This is a genomic window from Mesorhizobium sp. W016, from assembly GCF_054719485.1.
Map to the genome: position 1 here is coordinate 2,506,036 of NZ_JBTTIF010000002.1, position 15,686 is coordinate 2,521,721.

Consider the following 15,686-nt stretch of genomic DNA (forward strand, 5'->3'; position numbering starts at 1 on the left):
TATCGGAGCCGCTGACGTGTCCTGGCCCATTAAATCTAAAGTTGCGCGCTCTTTACACGAAACGGTCACTCGACAAAACTGCGCCAATGCCTATTTCGGGGCGTTCCCCTTCCGCCATTATCGTGAGGCCTTGATGACCGTCGTCACATCGAAGTTCGGCATGGGCGCCTGTTTACCGCGTCGTTCGACGCGCATCTCAGCGGAGATCCGGGAAGCAACAAAACAGTGAAAGCCGGCCCTGGAGACGAAGCGGGCGGGAAACTGTCCGATCATCCCGGCGCGCATCGGCCCAATAATCGATGTCGATTTTTGGAAAGCACGATGCGCAGATTTAAAGTGTCAGAGCGTCCTTTACGCGTCGAAGACGACGCGCGGCGCTCTAATGTTCTCACCGGGATCATGCTCAAGGTCATGTCGGTGGCGGTCTTTGTCGGCATGCAAACCTGCATCAAGGCCGCCGGCACTTTGCCGGCCGGCCAGATCGTCTTCTTCCGCTCCTTCTTCGCCATCTTCCCGATCATCGCCTTCCTGGCCTTCAAGAGAAAACTGGGCACGGCGTTCGCCACCAAACGCCCGCTGAACCACATTGCGCGCGGTGTCGTCGGCGTTTGCGCCATGGGGCTCGGCTTCTTTGCGCTGATCCGGCTGCCGCTGCCTGAGGCGATCACGCTGAACTATGCCCAGCCTTTGCTGGTGGTGGTGTTCTCCTCGCTATTCCTCGGCGAAGCCATTCGCGTCTATCGCTGGAGCGCGGTTGCGGTCGGTCTGGTCGGCGTGCTGATCATCTCCTGGCCGGAGCTGACGCTGCTCACGTCGGGCGTCGCGCTCGGCGACCAGGAGGTGCTGGGCGTCATCGCTGCTCTTGTTTCTGCAGCAATCTCCGCCAATGCCATCCTGCTCGTGCGCAATCTTGTCCAGACTGAACGAACAGCGACCATCGTGTTGTGGTTCTCGGCGACGGCGAGTGTCATGGCGCTGCTTACGCTGCCCTTCGGCTGGCAGGCGCTGACGCCGCTGCAGGCCGGTCTGCTGGTCGCAGCAGGGTTCTGTGGCGGGCTGGCGCAGATTTTGATGACGGCGGCGTACCGCCATGCCGAAGCTTCGGTGGTGGCGCCGTTCGAATACACCTCGATGATCCTCGGCGTGGTCGTCGGCTATTTCGCCTTTGGCGATATCGCCACCATCAACACGCTCGTCGGCGGTGTGATCGTCGTTGCCGCCGGCATGTTCATCATCTGGCGCGAGCGCCAACTCGGCCTGGAACGCACCCGAACGCGCAAGGCAGCGCCACCACAGGGGTGAGGAGGTCCGCGGGGTTGGCTCAGTTAGCTTCCGCACGTTCCTTCGCCAGCCGCACCAGCACCGCTCGCGTCTGCTCGTCGGCCGGGAAGAAAGACTCGATCGCCAGTTCCGACAGCGTCACGTCAAGCGGCGTGCCGAAGACGGTGATGGTGCTGATGAAGGACAGCACCTGGTCGCCATGCGCCAGCCGCAGCGGATGGACGATGCCGTTGGGCTCGACCGGCACCGGCCGCGCACCCTTGAGCCCGGACGGATAGGTTCGCAATTCGCGCTCCAGCTCGACCAGGACGGGATCGCCGGCGGCATCGTTCTGGTGTTTCAGCCGCTCCAGCAGATGCGCCCGCCATTCCGCGAGATTGACGATGCGCGGTGCGATGCCGTTCGGGTGCAGGCTGAGGCGCAGCACATTGACCGGCGGCTGGAGCAGCGACGGCTCGGCAACATCGGCCAGAAACGGGCCGATGGCGGCATTGGCGGAAATCAGGTTCCAGTGCCGGTCGACGGCCAGGGCGGGGAACGGCTCATGCCCTTTGAGCACGCTCTCGACCGCGGCAAGCGCCGGCGCCAGCGTCGCATCTGTGAGTGGCCGCTCGCTGAAGCTCGGGGCAAAGCCGGCAGCCAGCAACAGCTGATTACGCTGCCGCAGCGGAATCTCAAGCTGCTCGGCCAGATGCAGCACCATCTCGCGCGAGGGCGCGGCGCGGCCGCTTTCGACGAAGGAGAGATGACGCTGGGAAATCTCAGCCTCCATTGCGAGATCAAGCTGGCTCATGCGCCGGCGCGTGCGCCATTCGCGGATCAGGCTGCCGGCGGAGGTTTGGGCTGTTGTCATCGGGCAGGATTAAGGCGGCGGGAGAGGGATTTCAATTACGTCGGAGGTTATAGCGGAGGCCGAGGCGAAATCTTCTCCCCCTTTGAGGGGGAGATGGCCGGCAGGCCAGAAGGGGTTCGACGGGATGCGACCTTCTTACGGAAATGGACGTTGGCGCTCCACGCGCAACGACCCCACAGTCGCCTTCGGCGACATCTCCCCCTCCAAGGGCCCTCAAGGGGGAGATCAGCTAGCTAGCCCACCTCTCGCAACTTCGCTTTCACCTCGAGAAAATCCCGCCACGCCAGTTTCTTGTGCGCCGGCGTCCGCAAGAGATAGGCCGGGTGCAACGTCGGCATGGCCGGAATGGCAGTGCCCGACACCGTCGTGTGCACCTGCCAATTGCCGCGCAGGCGCAGGATGCCCTCGGTAGTGTTGAGCAGGGTTTTGGCCGAAGGGCCGCCGAGATTGACCAGCACCTTCGGATTGACCAGCTCTATCTGCCGCTCGATGAAGGGACGGCAGATTTCGGTCTCGTGCGGCGTCGGCGTGCGGTTGCCGGGTGGCCGCCAGGGAATGACGTTGGCGATATAGACCGAAGTCCGGTCAAGCCCGATCGCCGCCAGCATGCGGTCGAGCAGCCGGCCCGAGCGGCCGACGAAGGGCAGGCCCTCAATATCCTCGTCGCGGCCGGGCGCCTCGCCGACCAACATCACCGAACCTTCCGGATTGCCGTCGGCAAAGACCAGGTTCTTGGCGGTGAATTTGAGGTTGCAGCCATCGAACGACGCCATGTGCTGGCGCAGTTCGTCGAGCGTCGAGGCACTTGCCGCCATTTGCCGGGCCAGGGCCGCCTGTGCCTCGTCGGGCACCGTCGCCATGGCCGGAACGGAACGCGCCGGCGCGTCCGGCACCCGGCTTGCGTCCAGCCCGGGGCTGGCGGCGGCTTGTTCCGGAAACTTGTTTTCGCGAGGCGGCGCGGCAGGCGCCGTTGTGCGCTCGGGGCGCTTCGGTGCTGCCCCGGCAAACCGGTTCACCGGCGCGTCCTCCAACGCTTCGTCGACACCGGCAGAGGCGTAGAAGGCGAGCAACTCGGCCAGGTCGGATCGGTTGTTGGGGGAGGCGGCAGTCATACCGGGCACATTCGTCCGCCGAGAGACGATTTGCAAGGTTGGGCGGTTAGTAATCTCCCCCTCAAGGAGGGAGATTACGCGCTCGTCGGCTTTCGCCAATCACGAAGGGCATTTCGTGGCGATTTTCACGGCGTCTGCCGCTTACCCCGTCGGTATCCGCGGATCCTGCACCAGATAGAACGTCCAGCGCGGCGTGTAGTCGGTGATCAGAAACTCGAAGCGTCCCCTCTTCAGCGGGTCGATCTGTCCACTCTTGAACAAGAGCCGGTCATAGGGTTCGAAATCGCGGTCGAAATCGGCGTACGCGCTCGACAGGATGTTGTCGGGCGTCTTGTTGCGCTGGTCGAAGGACAGGCCGTCGCCGAACACGCTCGGCTGGTTGAGTATCTCCTGCAGCTCGAACTGGAATTCAACCCAGGCCTGGCCGCTGTTGTTGAGCACCTCGATACGCATGTACAGGATGCCGTTGGCGAATTCGCCGTTGGTGCTGAACGGCTGGATCGGTTTGGTGGTGCGGATGGTGAGCGTCACCGGCGTCGACGAATTCAGCTCCTCGGAGATGACCAACGGATCTTCCTTGGTGCCGGTGCCCGAGGCGCCGGTGATGTGGAAACCGCCAAGCTCGTCGGAAAAGGAATAGGCGCCGGTCGCCCACACCTTCACCGGCTCGGCCTGAGCGCGAACCGGCGTAAGCATTGAAAGGGCGAGAAGGATCGCTCGGCAGGTCCGGCCGGGCGGAAGGGGGAAGCGCGTCAATGAATAGCCGGACGGCGTGCGCATGGAAATAAGTATGGCCGATAAGAGAGCCGTCGAACAATTAAAATATGGGACGCTGAGCGCGGCCGCGCGCAAAACGCTTGCGGCAGAGTTGTCATCCGCGACTTTTTGTCGAAATCGGCATTGTCACGTCAGCGCCGGTTTCCTGTCGCGGATTGATGCGCTATGCAGCGCAGGAGCCAGCAAAATGCCCGGAAACGGTCGGCCAGTGCGGAGGGGTTGATGAGCGAGATCGAACGCGAGAGCATGGAATTCGACGTGGTCATCGTCGGGGCCGGCCCGGCGGGCCTTGCCGCAGCGATCCGTCTCAAGCAGGTCAATCCCGAGCTTTCCGTCGTGGTGTTGGAAAAGGGCGGCGAGGTTGGTGCCCACATTCTGTCAGGCGCCGTCGTCGATCCCATAGGCATCGACCGCCTGTTGCCGGGCTGGCGCGAGGAAGATGGCCACCCCTTCAAGACGCCGGTTACGGCCGACGATTTCCTGGTGCTCGGCCCCGCCGGCTCGTTCCGTCTGCCCAATATCCTGATGCCGCCGCTGATGAGCAATCACGGCAACTACATCGTCTCGCTCGGCAATGTCTGCCGCTGGCTGGCAACCAAGGCTGAAGCGCTAGGCGTCGAAATCTATCCGGGCTTTGCTGCCGTCAGCCTCGTCTACAACGATGCCGGCGCCGTCACGGGCGTCATCACCGGCGACATGGGCGTCGAAAAAGACGGCACACATGGCCCGGGCTTTGCGCCGGGCATGGCGCTGATGGGCAAATACGTGCTGATCGGCGAGGGCGCGCGCGGTTCGCTGTCCAAGCAGCTGATCGCAAAATACAAACTGTCCGACGGCCGTGAGCCCGGCAAATACGGCATCGGCCTCAAGGAGCTGTGGCAGGTCAAGCCCGAGAACCACCGGCCGGGCCTGGTGCAGCACTCCTTCGGCTGGCCGCTCGACCTGAAGACAGGCGGCGGCTCCTTCCTCTACCACCTCGAGGATAACCAGGTCGCGGTCGGCTTCGTCCTGCATCTCAACTACAAGAACCCCTGGCTGTCGCCCTTCGAGGAATTCCAACGCTTCAAGACGCATCCGGCGATATCGCGCACCTTCGAGGGCGCCAAGCGCATCGGCTACGGCGCGCGCGCCATTACCGAAGGCGGCTGGCAGTCGGTGCCGAAACTCTCCTTCCCCGGCGGCGTGCTGATGGGGTGTGCGGCGGGCTTCGTCAACGTGCCGCGCATCAAGGGTTCGCACAATGCGGTGCTGTCCGGCATGCTGGCGGCCGAGCATGTCGCGCAAGCGATCGGCTCCGGCCGCGCCAATGACGAACTGTCGTCTTATGAGGACGCCTGGCGCGCGACCGATATCGGCAAGGATTTGAAGAAGGTCCGCAACGTCAAGCCGCTCTGGTCGCGCTTCGGCACCATTATCGGCGTCGGCCTCGGTGGTCTCGACATGTGGCTGAACACGCTGTTCGGCTTCTCGCCCTTCGGCACGCTGAAACATGGCAAGGCCGATTATGCCACGCTTGAGCCCGCGGCCAAGCACAAGAAGATCGCCTATCCCAAAGCGGACGGCGTGCTGACCTTCGACCGCCTGTCCTCGGTGTTCCTGTCCAACACCAATCACGAGGAAAACGAGCCGGTGCATCTCATCGTCGGCGACATGGAGTTGCAGAAGCGTTCCGAGCATGATGTCTTTGCCGGGCCTTCGACCCGCTATTGCCCGGCCGGTGTTTACGAATGGGTCGACAAGGACGGCAACGCCGCCGCCGATCCGTCTGACAAGGATGTGCGTTTCGTCATCAACGCGCAGAACTGCGTGCACTGCAAGACCTGCGACATCAAGGATCCCAACCAGAACATCAACTGGGTGCCGCCACAAGGCGGCGAAGGCCCGGTCTATCAGGGCATGTGAGCCTCACCGACCGGGGCCGTCTCAACCAGCAAAAATGGCGGCGATGGCCGGGTTTACCAAGGCATGTAAGGCGCTCGGCGCCAAAGATTGTTGAAACCGTCGTCTGCTTGTGGTCTCATTGCCGCGTCCATGGGGAAAATGGCATGCGCGTGGTGGTCTTGTTTTGCGTCGCCGTCGTAAGCGCGGCCTGCGGCGTCGTCGGGACGGCGTCGGCGGGGGTGAAAACCGTCGTCAAGACGCGAACCTATGACATCACCGGCACGACAGGTGCCGGTCTGGTTATCGCCATGAACCGCAGGGGCCCCAAGCACGGTTTCATGACCCACGCCATCGCGCAGACAAGCTACACCGCCGACTGGAGCCTGGACGTGGGTCAGGTCAACGGCGTCTGCCGCCTGCGCCAGGCCAATGGAACGCTCAACATCGCCTACACCTACCCGCGCGTCGCCTCGGCCGTCACGCCGGCGCTGCGCAAACGCTGGAACCGGTTTTTCACAGGCGTTCTCGCTCATGAAGGAACCCATGGCCGTATCGCCGGGCAGATGATGCAGGCTGCCGAGCGGTCGGTTCGCGGCCTGAAATTTGCCAACGATCCGCAATGCAACAAAACGCGCGTCGAAGCCACGCGGCGCTTGCAAGCCACTTCCAAGCTCTATGAGGCAAAACAGATCGCGTTCGACGCGCGCGAGCACAGTGAAGGCGGCCATGTCGAGCGCATCATCGAGGCCTTGGTAGGCTTGTGAAACCGTAAGCCCCGTGGCGTACGATCTAGCCGCCCATGCTGGGCTGGATCAGCGACACAGTCGCGGTAGAATCCTCGTCGACCGGCTTGGTCTCGTCGCGCATCAATGAAAATTCCACCATCACCGGCAGATGGTCGGAGCCGGTCTCTTCCATCTGCGTCGACGACAGGATGGTCACCCCGCCCTTCGAAAACACCTGGTCGATCGGCAGGCCCACATAGCGCCGCAGGAAATCGGGCAGGGTCCGGTGGATCCAGGTCGGTCCGGCCGACGGCATCACGGTCAGTCCGCCGAGCGAGGCAACGCGCCGTACCGCGGCGCTCCACGGCACGGCATTGCAGTCGCCGGCCATGATCGCCGTCTCGCCGAGCGAGGTGAGCGTCTCGGTCAACTCGCCGATCTGCCAGTATTGTTCCTTCGGCCACGGCCAGCTCAAATGGATCGCCGCGACATCGACCGGAGTGCCGCCGAAATCGACGGTGGCGGCCGCCATCGCGCCGCGCGGTTCGCAATGCGGCTCGGTGCCGGCCGCAAAAGGTCGCCGGGACAAAAGCGCCACGCCCCACACGCCGTCGGGATGGGCGCACAGGATGCGATAGGGATAGGCGTTCTCGATATAGCCGAGTTCGGTCGCCCACATGGCCGATACTTCGTCGAGCGTGATCACGTCCGGGTTGGTCCTGGCGATCAGCGAAAGAACCTTCTTGGGTGTCGGATTGTTGAAACGCAGGTTCATCTGCAGCAGCCGGTAGACCGGTTCGTTGCCGGGCGCGGCGTCATTGGCGGCCTGCACCGGCCACAGGCGCGGCAAGGTGCTCAACGTGCTGGCGAAGGCGGCCACGGCCAGCAGCAGGCCCACGCCCGCCTGCAGGCGAAACGAGGTGGCGAGCAGCGGCAGCGCAATCAGCCCCATCAGCACGGCAAAATGGATGCGGAAATGGGCGAAGGAATCGAAGGCCGGATGCAGTGCGCCAAAGAACCCGGCTACAAGCGCGGCCGAGAGGCCGAGCATTGCCAGGAACGCCATTGAAGCCATCATCTTTCGCACGCGTGCCATCAGACCGGGTTTTGCCCATAGACCGGGTAATACATTGCCGAGGTATCAGGCCTTTATCGGCTGAAATGCGGCCCAATCAAGATGACGAAACGCCTCGCGGCAAACATTTACGGCAAGCCGGTCTACTGAAAGGCCGTCTCCGAAAAGCTTCTCAGCTTGCGCGAATGCAACCGTTCCATCGGCATTTCCGCCAGCTTCTCCATCGCCTTGATGCCGATGGTCAGATGCTGCGCCACTTGCCGCTTGTAGAATTCGGTCGCCATGCCGGGCAGCTTCAACTCGCCATGCAGCGGCTTGTCGGAGACGCAAAGCAGCGTGCCGTAGGGCACGCGGAAGCGGAAGCCATTGGCGGCGATCGTGGCCGATTCCATATCGAGCGCGATGGCGCGCGACTGCGACAGCCGCTGCACCGGTCCGCGCTGGTCGCGCAGTTCCCAGTTGCGGTTGTCGATGGTGGCGACGGTGCCGGTGCGCATGATGCGCTTGAGATCGTAGCCGGAAAGTCCGGTGACTTCGGCGACCGCCTCCTGCAGCGCCACCTGGATCTCGGCCAGCGGCGGTATCGGCACCCACACCGGCAGGTCATCGTCCAGCACATGGTCTTCCCGGACATAGGCATGCGCCAGCACATAGTCGCCCAGCGCCTGAGTGTTGCGCAGGCCGGCGCAATGGCCGAGCATCAGCCATGCATGTGGCCGCAGCACCGCGACATGGTCGGTGATCGTCTTGGCGTTGGACGGGCCGACGCCGATGTTGACCATGGTGATGCCGCCATGGTTCGGCTTCTTCAGATGATAGGCTGGCATCTGAGGCAGGCGCGGCGCCGCCACGCCTTCGCTGGGTGCGTTTTGCCCTGCCTTGGTGATGACATTGCCCGGTTCGACGAATTCGGTATAGCCGTGGCCGCCTTCAGCCATCTGGGCCCGCGCGCGGGCGACGAACTCGTCGATGTAGAACTGGTAGTTGGTGAACAGCACGAAGTTCTGGAAATGCTGCGGGCTCGTCGCCGTGTAGTGCGTCATGCGGTGCAGCGAATAGTCGATGCGCTGCGCCGTGAACGGCGCCAGCGGCCTTGGTTCGCCGAACGCGACCTCGAAGGTGCCGTTGGCGATCTGGTCGTCGGTGCCGTCAAGATCCGGCACGTCGAACAGGTCGCGGATCGGCCGTTTGATGCGGTCGGCGGCGGCGCCATCGACATGGGTTCCTTCAAGGAACGCGAAATGCAGCGGGATCGGCGTGGTCGATTCCGAAACCGTTACCGGCACACCGTGATTGCGCATGATCAGGCGAAGCTGCTCTACGAGATAGCGTTCGAACAGCACCGGCTGGGTGATGGTGGTCGAGAAATGCCCGGGGGTCGGCATGTGGCCGTAAGCCTGGCGCGAGTCGATCTGGGTGAACGAATTGGTGGTGACGCCGATCTCTGGGTAGAAGGCGCGGTAGCGCTTGCTTTCGTCGCCGCCGGCGGCAAGCGTGGCAAAGGAGTCGCGCAGAAACTTGGTGTTGCGGTCGTAGAGCACCTGCAAGGCGGCCACGGCCTTTTTGGCGTCGTCGAAGCTCTGCTTGCCGAAAGGCTCCGGCATGACGACCGATTCGATAGCTTGTGGGTAGATTCGCTTTTCCATGGCTCAATATAGAGACTTGAGGCCGCACTTGGGAGGGGAGGATGGCCGCCAAGTGGTCGATTTATTCGTCCACGCCCAAGGTGTGCTGAGATTCAGGTAAGGCTGAGCCGGAGTCGAAGACGGGCGCGAAGCGACCAAACTGGTTGGCTTCGAGAACCGGAGCGGAGCGTACTCGAAGTATGTGAGCACCAAAGGCCGCCACTTGCAGGCCGGCATCACCTTAATACCCGCACACCTTACCCGCGCTGCAGACTGACCAGCAAGACAAAGCCGACGCCATGCTTCTTCGTCGCCGGCGCGTCGATCGTCGTGTCGGCATTGGCCCGCATCATCGGCATGACCAGGACCGGCGCCGACAGCACGACCAGGACGAGCGCCGCCCGCGGCAGGAGCCGAAGGGTCTGGAGGGCGTTGATGGCGATGCGGTTCATGGCTTTTGCTTTTCTGTTTGGATCTATGTCTTTGTCGTCTTAGGGGCGAAAATGGTTCATGCAATCGAATTGGCAGGAACTGGCTGCATCCCAGGAACGGGCCGGGCGGCCGGCTTCGGCCACGAGGATGGCGAAGAGCATCCCGAACAGGCTCATCAACAGGCAGACGATGGTGAAGCGGCGAGCGAGCATTTGCGTAGTGTCTCCTTGAACACGCCATCAAAATGCCCTGATGCGACTGAACCGGCGCTGATGCCGACGTTCATCTGCGGTTCAAAGTGATTGACGAGGTCTTAGAGAGAGCGTCGGTTCGGGTTTGCGCCGCCGCAAACGGCACGGTCGTCGCTATGGCGCGGACCGTCCTGCAAAAAGAAAACGGGGCCTGTGAAGGCCCCGTTGGTCAACTCAAAGCAGCAAGATCAAAGCTTGTGCCAGGTCTGGCTCTTGCAGATCAGCCCGCCGAGCACGCAGCCGCTCATTTTGAGCGAGGTGCCCGACAGTGTTGCCTTGCCCGAATAGGTCTTGTCGTTTGCCGGATCGGTGATGTTGCCGGCATATTTGTTGGCCCCGGCCGCCTTGAGCGAACCGATGGTCTTCCCGGCATATTTGCCGGTCTTCAGGGTGATGGAGAATGAACCGCTGCCGCCGATAACTGCTGTGTCGCCGGCTTGTGTCTTCCAATTGCCTTCGATCGGATCGGCCCAAGCCGCACCAGCCATCATCACGGCGGCCGCCAGGGCCAAGCTCACTTTGCGAAACATATCTGTCCTCCCTGGTTTAGATGGGGCAGCCGCCTCTCTGCCCCTTACGCAAACGTAAGCTAATCCAGCTCCCGGCAAAACAAAAGCGTGCCGCGACGGAAGGTTTCGCAATTTTCATGCGGGGTCGGGAGAGTGCAGCCCGTGGAAATGAAACGATCGAGGCGTTGGCTTTGGTTCGCGTGGTTAGCAGAGTGTTGATCGGCGCCTTGCAAATTTTCGTCAAATCGGTCGAGAAACGGCGGGATTGCTGACTTTGTATCCTTAACGAATTTCCGCGTTTACCTCTTGTTTTAGCTTTGTTTTCTCCAAATTAAGCACGCCATTTAACGACGGATTCAAGGCTCGGCCTCATTCTCGGAAGCATCGAAAGAGCGGCTCCCCAGGGAACACCGGGGGACAGAAGAGGCCCGCTCTCGGGAGCCAGACAGGGGACTAAAATGGCACGTTTTGAAATGCTTGAAGCCGGCTTCGGCGCCATGGGGGCAACTGCCCAGGCCGACATTCTTTTCGAACTGGGCATGATGTATGCGACCGGCCGCGATTGCGAGACCGATGTCGTTGCCGCCCACAAATGGTTCAACATCGCCGCCATCAAGGGCTCGGTCCGCGCCGCGGAACTGCGCTCGGAACTGTCGGCCGCAATGTCCAAGGTCGAGATCGCCAAGGCGCTGCGCGAAGCCCGCGAATGGATGACGATGCACTGAGATCGCGAGCAGATTATCGCAGGCAGATTATCGAAAACAGGGAAGCCCCGGGATCAAGACCGCAAAGACGGTCGGAACCGGTGAAACGACAAGGCCGCGACAAGACGGCCGACCATGAAAGAACAAGAACGCGGCAGGCCGGCACGGTCCAGTCGTGCACAATGGGGACGGCGGGCAGGTTTTCGTGGCGCGGGGGCGCATGGGGACTGCTACGAGCAAAAAGCCACGACCGGCCGGAACAGGCTGGCGTGGCTTTTTGCGTTGATGAGGCCCAATCGAGCGGCGCCGATGCGCCTAGACAGGCCCAATGAAGGATGAAATTGTCCCGCCTTCGGAAAGAAGCGCGGCCAGAGCGGCTGCGCGAGTGTGGGAGGAGTTCTATCACCATGAAAAAAATGGGTATTTTGAGCGCGGCCGTATTTGGCCTGATGATGAGCGCGCCGGTTGCCTTTGCCGATGACATCACCATTTCGGTGGTCGGCCCGATGACCGGACAGCTCGCCACGATCGGCGACCAGTTCAAGCAGGGCGCAACGGCAGCCGCCGACGCGATCAACGCCGCCGGCGGTGTCAACGGCTCGATGATCAAGCTCGACATCGAGGACGACCAGTGCGATCCCAAGCAGGCGGTTTCGGTGGCCAACCGGATCGTTGCCAACAGCGTCAAGTTTATTGACGGCCATGCCTGTTCAGGTTCGAGCATCCCGGCTTCCGCCGTCTACGCCGAGGCCGGCGCGCTGATGATGAGCCCGGCCTCTTCAAATCCCGAGCTGACCGATGCCGCCGCCAAGGCCGGCTGGCCGACGATCATGCGTCTCTATACGCGTGACGACGCGCAGGGCGCCTTCATTGGCCCGTGGATCGCCAAGAAATATGCCGGCAAGAATGTCGTTATCCTGCATGACAAGAGCGCCTACGGTCAGGGCGTTGCCGATGCCGTGAAGGCGACGATGAATGCCGGTGGCCTCAAGGAGATCGACTATGAAGGCATCAATGCCGGCGAGAAGGATTATTCGGCTCTCGTCACCAAGCTGAAGGACCTCAAGGCCGACGTTGTCTATTTCGGCGGCTATCACCCGGAAGCCGGGCTTATCCTGCGTCAGTCGGCCGAGCAGAGCGTCAAGTTCCAGCTGATCATGCCGGACTCGATCGCCTCGCCGGAATTCTGGCAGGTCGCCGGCCCCGCCGGTGAAGGCACCCTGTTCGTCTTCCCGTCGGACCCGCAGGCCAAGCCGGAAGCCAAGGAAGCCATCGCCAAGATCAAGGCGGGCGGCTTCGTGCCGGAAGGCTTCACGCTGTTCTCCTACGCCGTCGTTCAGGCGTTTGCAGAGGGCGTCAAGCGCGCCGGAACGGACGATCCGGTCAAGGTCGCCGAAGCGCTGAAGAACGGCACGCCGTTCAGCACCGTGGTCGGCGACGTGACCTTTGACGAGAAGGGCGATCTGAAGAACGCCAGCTACGACATCAACCAGTGGCACGACGGCAAATACGCACCGATCGCGCAGTAAGCGGCCGCGTACTCATGGAAATGGCCGGGCTTGTCCCGGCCATTTTTGTTCAAGCCTCCAGCCGGCTATGAAGCCTCTTCAACGAAGCGCACCAGCACCGTTCCGTCGGTGACCTGCGCGCCCTCTGTGGCGATCTCGGCGATCACGCCGTCATGGCTGGCCGCGATCGTGTGCTCCATCTTCATCGCTTCCAGGATCAACAGCGGCTGGCCCTTGATCACCCTTTCGCCCTTTGCCGCGCGCACCAGCTTGACCAGGCCCGGCATCGGCGCGCGCAGGCTGCCGGAAGCGGCGGCCGCCTCGTCGGTTCGCGCCAGCGGATCCGGGACGAGGAAACTGTAGCCGACGGCGCCTTCGAACACGGTGACGTGGCCTGGCCAGCGGGCAAGGCGAGGGGCGGCGCGAAGATCATGCGAATTGACGCTGTCATAGGGCGCGTCGAGCGCCACCTCGAAGCGCCCGTCCGGCCGCACTGAAACACGCGCCAGTATATCGTCCTCGCCATGGCGCAGGCGCGTGCGGCGCGCAACGCTGTGGAAATGCGCATAGCCGGCAAGTGACGACCACGGATCGTTCGACGGCGGCAAGGCACCGGCGCCCGCCGCGGCAAGGGCCGCCGCGGCAACGATCTCGCTGCGCGGCGGGGCGACCGCGGTCAGCGCTTCCTGGTGCCTGCCGATCAGGCCGGTATCGACATCACCGGCCGAAAAATCTGCGTCCGCGGCAAGTGCCGCGAGAAACGCGGTGTTGACGGTCGAGCCGGCAATCTCGGTCTGCGACAACGCAGTGCCGAGCGCATCGAGTGCCGCCTGCCTGTCCTTGGCATGGACGACCAGCTTGGCGATCATCGGATCGTAGAAGGGCGAGATCGCATCGCCGGGCCGCACGCCGGTCTCGATGCGCATGCTGGCGCCTTCGGGCGCGTTGTCGGGAAACGCCAGGTGATGCAGCGTGCCGGTCGCCGGCAGAAACCCTTTCGCCGCGTCCTCGGCATAGATGCGCGCCTCGAAGGCGTGGCCGGAAAGCGTGATTTCGCTCTGCGTCTTCGGCAGCTTTTCGCCGGCGGCTACCCGCAACTGCCACTCGACCAGGTCGGTGCCGGTGACCATTTCGGTGACGGGATGCTCGACCTGCAGGCGGGTGTTCATTTCCATGAACCAGAAACGGTCGGCCTTCAGCCCCTGCGAGGCGTCGACGATGAATTCGATGGTGCCGGCGCCCGAATAGCTGATCGCCTTGGCGGCCTTGACCGCCGCTTCCGTCATCGCCTCGCGCAGCGCCGGCGTCATGCCGGGCGCCGGCGCTTCCTCGATCACCTTCTGGTGGCGGCGCTGCGCCGAGCAGTCGCGCTCGTAGAGATGCACGGCATTGCCAAAATTGTCGCCGAATACCTGGACCTCGATGTGGCGCGGCTTGTCGACATATTTTTCGACCAGCACGCGGTCGTCGCCGAACGCGGCCTTGGCCTCGCGCCGTGCGCCCGACAGCGCCTCGGAGAAATCGTCGGGATGTTCGACCCGGCGCATGCCCTTGCCGCCACCGCCGGCGCGCGCCTTGATCAGAACGGGATAGCCGATCTCACGCGCCTTGGACGCCAGCAGCACGATCTCCTGCGCCTCGCCATGATAGCCCGGCACCACCGGCACGCCGGCCTTTTCCATCAGCCGCTTGGCCGCATCCTTCAGCCCCATGGCGCGGATCGAGGCGGCCGACGGGCCGATGAATGTGAGCCCCGCCGCCACCATCTGGTCGACGAAATCGGGGTTTTCCGAGAGGAAGCCGTAGCCGGGGTGGATTGCTTCGGCGCCGGTCGCCAGCGCCGCCGCAACAATCCTGTCGCCGCGCAGATAGCTTTCGCCGACGGGCGAGGGACCGATATGCACCGCCTCGTCGGCCATCTCGACATGCAGAGCCTCGGAATCCGCGTCGGAATAGACGGCAACCGTGCGCACACCGAGCCTACGTGCGGTGCGGATCACCCGGCAGGCGATCTCGCCGCGATTGGCGATCAGGATCTTGGCGAACATGGAGCCTCCCGGGTTTGTCTCGGGCGGCGCCGGTCTGGCAGGAATGAGCCTATTTCGAAGCCGCGATTTTGCAGCCGCCGCTCGCGGTCTGAACCTTCCACTTTTTCAGGCCAACCTGACAGCTTCGCAACGCCAACTCTTCCGCGGCCTTCTGAGATGGCGCGTTCAGCCGCGCACCGCAGATGATGTAAAGATCGTCGACGCGCGAGTAGAATGTGGTCGCGTAGGCCGAGTGGCCACTCGCCGCGACATAGGCGTTGTACGACTTCGTGCAGGGCTCCTTTGGATTCAGTGACAACGGAGGCCAGAATCGGGTGTCTCCCTTGCTGCCCGCCAGCGATCCAGCCGCTCCGATACCGGGTGCCGTAAATACGAGCAGGCCGGCAAGCATCGATACAGTAATTCGTTTGATGCGTGTCGATTTCATCTTGCGCCGCCCATTTGAAAAATGCCCAAGCCGATGCTTGTCGGCCTACTTCGATGCCGCAACTTCGCAGCCAGCCCCTGTAATGACCTTGTAATGGCTGCGGGCGGACTCGCAGGATTTCATCGCCCGTTCTTCGGCAGCCTTCTGTGACGGTGCATTCAAGCCCGAGCCGCAGATGATGTACAACGAACGGATCCGGGCATAGGGCGTGGTCGCATAGGCCGAATGGCCGCCGGCGGCCACATAGGCGTTGTAAGCCATGGTGCACTGGTCTTTCGGGCTTTTCGGCAAATACGGATAGAAATGGATGTCGCCTTTGCTTCCCGCCAGCGATGCCGCGGCGCCAACGCCGGGTACCGCAAATATAAGCAAGACTGCAAGTACCGACGCAGTCGTTTTTCCCGAATATTTCGGCCTCATCTTTACCCCATCCCCGTTGCCCAATGCGGGATGAACAATAGCGTCTATTCTCCAGTGC

General features: G+C 62.8%; 17 protein-coding genes. 7 read left to right on the plus strand and 10 right to left on the minus strand.

Features of this window, described 5'->3' with window-relative positions; all coding sequences use genetic code 11:
• The first annotated feature begins 16 nt into the window (after positions 1-16).
• Complete coding sequence (locus tag ACYG9V_RS12395) at positions 17-229, plus strand: hypothetical protein (protein WP_155921555.1); 213 nt, start codon at positions 17-19, stop codon at positions 227-229.
• Positions 230-399: 170 nt separating this feature from the next.
• Entirely contained in the window at positions 400-1,302 is a 903-nt protein-coding gene (locus ACYG9V_RS12400; protein ID WP_352763086.1) for a DMT family transporter, read from the plus strand.
• A 19-nt stretch (positions 1,303-1,321) separates the two neighbouring features.
• Here the strand turns inward: ACYG9V_RS12400 and ACYG9V_RS12405 are convergent, their stop codons facing one another.
• The 3 genes from ACYG9V_RS12405 to ACYG9V_RS12415 all read right to left on the minus strand — a co-directional run bounded on the left by ACYG9V_RS12405 (position 1,322) and on the right by ACYG9V_RS12415 (position 3,942).
• The gene (locus ACYG9V_RS12405) at positions 1,322-2,134 is read right to left on the minus strand and encodes a helix-turn-helix domain-containing protein (protein ID WP_023670193.1); all 813 of its coding nucleotides are present in this window, start codon (positions 2,132-2,134) and stop codon (positions 1,322-1,324) included.
• A 233-nt stretch (positions 2,135-2,367) separates the two neighbouring features.
• Complete coding sequence (locus ACYG9V_RS12410; protein ID WP_023670194.1) at positions 2,368-3,246, minus strand: uracil-DNA glycosylase; 879 nt, start codon at positions 3,244-3,246, stop codon at positions 2,368-2,370.
• A gap of 141 nt (positions 3,247-3,387) precedes the next feature.
• The gene (locus ACYG9V_RS12415) at positions 3,388-3,942 is read right to left on the minus strand and encodes a hypothetical protein (protein WP_023698594.1); all 555 of its coding nucleotides are present in this window, start codon (positions 3,940-3,942) and stop codon (positions 3,388-3,390) included.
• A gap of 303 nt (positions 3,943-4,245) precedes the next feature.
• Here ACYG9V_RS12415 and ACYG9V_RS12420 point away from each other — a divergent pair, with 303 nt between their 5' ends.
• Both ACYG9V_RS12420 and ACYG9V_RS12425 read left to right on the plus strand, forming a co-directional pair.
• Positions 4,246-5,925, plus strand: coding sequence for an electron transfer flavoprotein-ubiquinone oxidoreductase (locus ACYG9V_RS12420; protein WP_023732013.1), 1,680 nt, complete (start codon positions 4,246-4,248; stop codon positions 5,923-5,925).
• Positions 5,922-6,668 carry a DUF922 domain-containing protein gene (locus tag ACYG9V_RS12425; RefSeq protein WP_348625725.1) on the plus strand — a complete coding sequence of 249 codons (747 nt, stop codon included), beginning with the start codon at positions 5,922-5,924 and terminating at the stop codon, positions 6,666-6,668. Before ACYG9V_RS12420 ends, ACYG9V_RS12425 begins: the two co-directional genes overlap by 4 nt.
• A gap of 25 nt (positions 6,669-6,693) precedes the next feature.
• Here the strand turns inward: ACYG9V_RS12425 and ACYG9V_RS12430 are convergent, their stop codons facing one another.
• From ACYG9V_RS12430 to ACYG9V_RS12440, 3 genes are all read right to left on the minus strand, one after another.
• Entirely contained in the window at positions 6,694-7,707 is a 1,014-nt protein-coding gene (locus tag ACYG9V_RS12430; protein WP_156933752.1) for an endonuclease/exonuclease/phosphatase family protein, read from the minus strand.
• A gap of 140 nt (positions 7,708-7,847) precedes the next feature.
• Complete coding sequence (locus tag ACYG9V_RS12435) at positions 7,848-9,308, minus strand: AMP nucleosidase (protein ID WP_023731828.1); 1,461 nt, start codon at positions 9,306-9,308, stop codon at positions 7,848-7,850.
• Positions 9,309-9,586: 278 nt separating this feature from the next.
• Entirely contained in the window at positions 9,587-9,781 is a 195-nt protein-coding gene (locus ACYG9V_RS12440) for a hypothetical protein (protein WP_023702175.1), read from the minus strand.
• A gap of 51 nt (positions 9,782-9,832) precedes the next feature.
• Here ACYG9V_RS12440 and ACYG9V_RS12445 point away from each other — a divergent pair, with 51 nt between their 5' ends.
• Positions 9,833-10,063: a hypothetical protein gene (locus ACYG9V_RS12445; protein WP_156935551.1), complete on the plus strand. Its 231-nt coding sequence runs from the start codon at positions 9,833-9,835 to the stop codon at positions 10,061-10,063.
• Positions 10,064-10,200: 137 nt separating this feature from the next.
• Here ACYG9V_RS12445 and ACYG9V_RS12450 read toward each other — a convergent pair whose 3' ends face one another.
• Positions 10,201-10,542 (minus strand): DUF2147 domain-containing protein, encoded by a 342-nt coding sequence (locus ACYG9V_RS12450; protein ID WP_023687258.1) that lies wholly within the window; start codon positions 10,540-10,542, stop codon positions 10,201-10,203.
• A 437-nt stretch (positions 10,543-10,979) separates the two neighbouring features.
• Between ACYG9V_RS12450 and ACYG9V_RS12455 the strand changes: the two genes are divergently transcribed.
• Positions 10,980-11,246 (plus strand): SEL1-like repeat protein, encoded by a 267-nt coding sequence (locus ACYG9V_RS12455; protein ID WP_006199745.1) that lies wholly within the window; start codon positions 10,980-10,982, stop codon positions 11,244-11,246.
• 386 nt (positions 11,247-11,632) lie between these two features.
• Entirely contained in the window at positions 11,633-12,754 is a 1,122-nt protein-coding gene (locus ACYG9V_RS12460) for an ABC transporter substrate-binding protein (RefSeq protein ID WP_023670204.1), read from the plus strand.
• A 65-nt stretch (positions 12,755-12,819) separates the two neighbouring features.
• Here ACYG9V_RS12460 and ACYG9V_RS12465 read toward each other — a convergent pair whose 3' ends face one another.
• The 3 genes from ACYG9V_RS12465 to ACYG9V_RS12475 are packed head-to-tail and all read right to left on the minus strand — an operon-like array spanning position 12,820 to position 15,628.
• On the minus strand, positions 12,820-14,781 hold the full coding sequence (locus tag ACYG9V_RS12465; RefSeq protein WP_352762986.1) for an acetyl/propionyl/methylcrotonyl-CoA carboxylase subunit alpha: 1,962 nt from the start codon (positions 14,779-14,781) through the stop codon (positions 12,820-12,822).
• Positions 14,782-14,830: 49 nt separating this feature from the next.
• Positions 14,831-15,208 carry a hypothetical protein gene (locus ACYG9V_RS12470; protein WP_023684512.1) on the minus strand — a complete coding sequence of 126 codons (378 nt, stop codon included), beginning with the start codon at positions 15,206-15,208 and terminating at the stop codon, positions 14,831-14,833.
• 45 nt (positions 15,209-15,253) lie between these two features.
• Positions 15,254-15,628 carry a hypothetical protein gene (locus ACYG9V_RS12475; RefSeq protein WP_023670207.1) on the minus strand — a complete coding sequence of 125 codons (375 nt, stop codon included), beginning with the start codon at positions 15,626-15,628 and terminating at the stop codon, positions 15,254-15,256.
• Positions 15,629-15,686: the final 58 nt, after the last annotated feature.

Coding starts and splice junctions, on each gene's coding strand:
- ACYG9V_RS12410 (WP_023670194.1), bottom strand. CDS start 3,246: ATGACTGCCGCCTCCCCCAACAACCGATCCGACCTGGCCGAGTTGCTC.
- ACYG9V_RS12420 (WP_023732013.1), top strand. CDS start 4,246: ATGAGCGAGATCGAACGCGAGAGCATGGAATTCGACGTGGTCATCGTC.
- ACYG9V_RS12475 (WP_023670207.1), bottom strand. CDS start 15,628: ATGAGGCCGAAATATTCGGGAAAAACGACTGCGTCGGTACTTGCAGTC.
- ACYG9V_RS12445 (WP_156935551.1), top strand. CDS start 9,833: ATGGTTCATGCAATCGAATTGGCAGGAACTGGCTGCATCCCAGGAACG.
- ACYG9V_RS12400 (WP_352763086.1), top strand. CDS start 400: ATGCTCAAGGTCATGTCGGTGGCGGTCTTTGTCGGCATGCAAACCTGC.
- ACYG9V_RS12430 (WP_156933752.1), bottom strand. CDS start 7,707: ATGATGGCTTCAATGGCGTTCCTGGCAATGCTCGGCCTCTCGGCCGCG.
- ACYG9V_RS12470 (WP_023684512.1), bottom strand. CDS start 15,208: ATGAAATCGACACGCATCAAACGAATTACTGTATCGATGCTTGCCGGC.
- ACYG9V_RS12405 (WP_023670193.1), bottom strand. CDS start 2,134: ATGACAACAGCCCAAACCTCCGCCGGCAGCCTGATCCGCGAATGGCGC.
- ACYG9V_RS12440 (WP_023702175.1), bottom strand. CDS start 9,781: ATGAACCGCATCGCCATCAACGCCCTCCAGACCCTTCGGCTCCTGCCG.
- ACYG9V_RS12435 (WP_023731828.1), bottom strand. CDS start 9,308: ATGCCGGAGCCTTTCGGCAAGCAGAGCTTCGACGACGCCAAAAAGGCC.
- ACYG9V_RS12450 (WP_023687258.1), bottom strand. CDS start 10,542: ATGTTTCGCAAAGTGAGCTTGGCCCTGGCGGCCGCCGTGATGATGGCT.
- ACYG9V_RS12455 (WP_006199745.1), top strand. CDS start 10,980: ATGGCACGTTTTGAAATGCTTGAAGCCGGCTTCGGCGCCATGGGGGCA.
- ACYG9V_RS12415 (WP_023698594.1), bottom strand. CDS start 3,942: ATGCTTACGCCGGTTCGCGCTCAGGCCGAGCCGGTGAAGGTGTGGGCG.
- ACYG9V_RS12460 (WP_023670204.1), top strand. CDS start 11,633: ATGAAAAAAATGGGTATTTTGAGCGCGGCCGTATTTGGCCTGATGATG.
- ACYG9V_RS12465 (WP_352762986.1), bottom strand. CDS start 14,781: ATGTTCGCCAAGATCCTGATCGCCAATCGCGGCGAGATCGCCTGCCGG.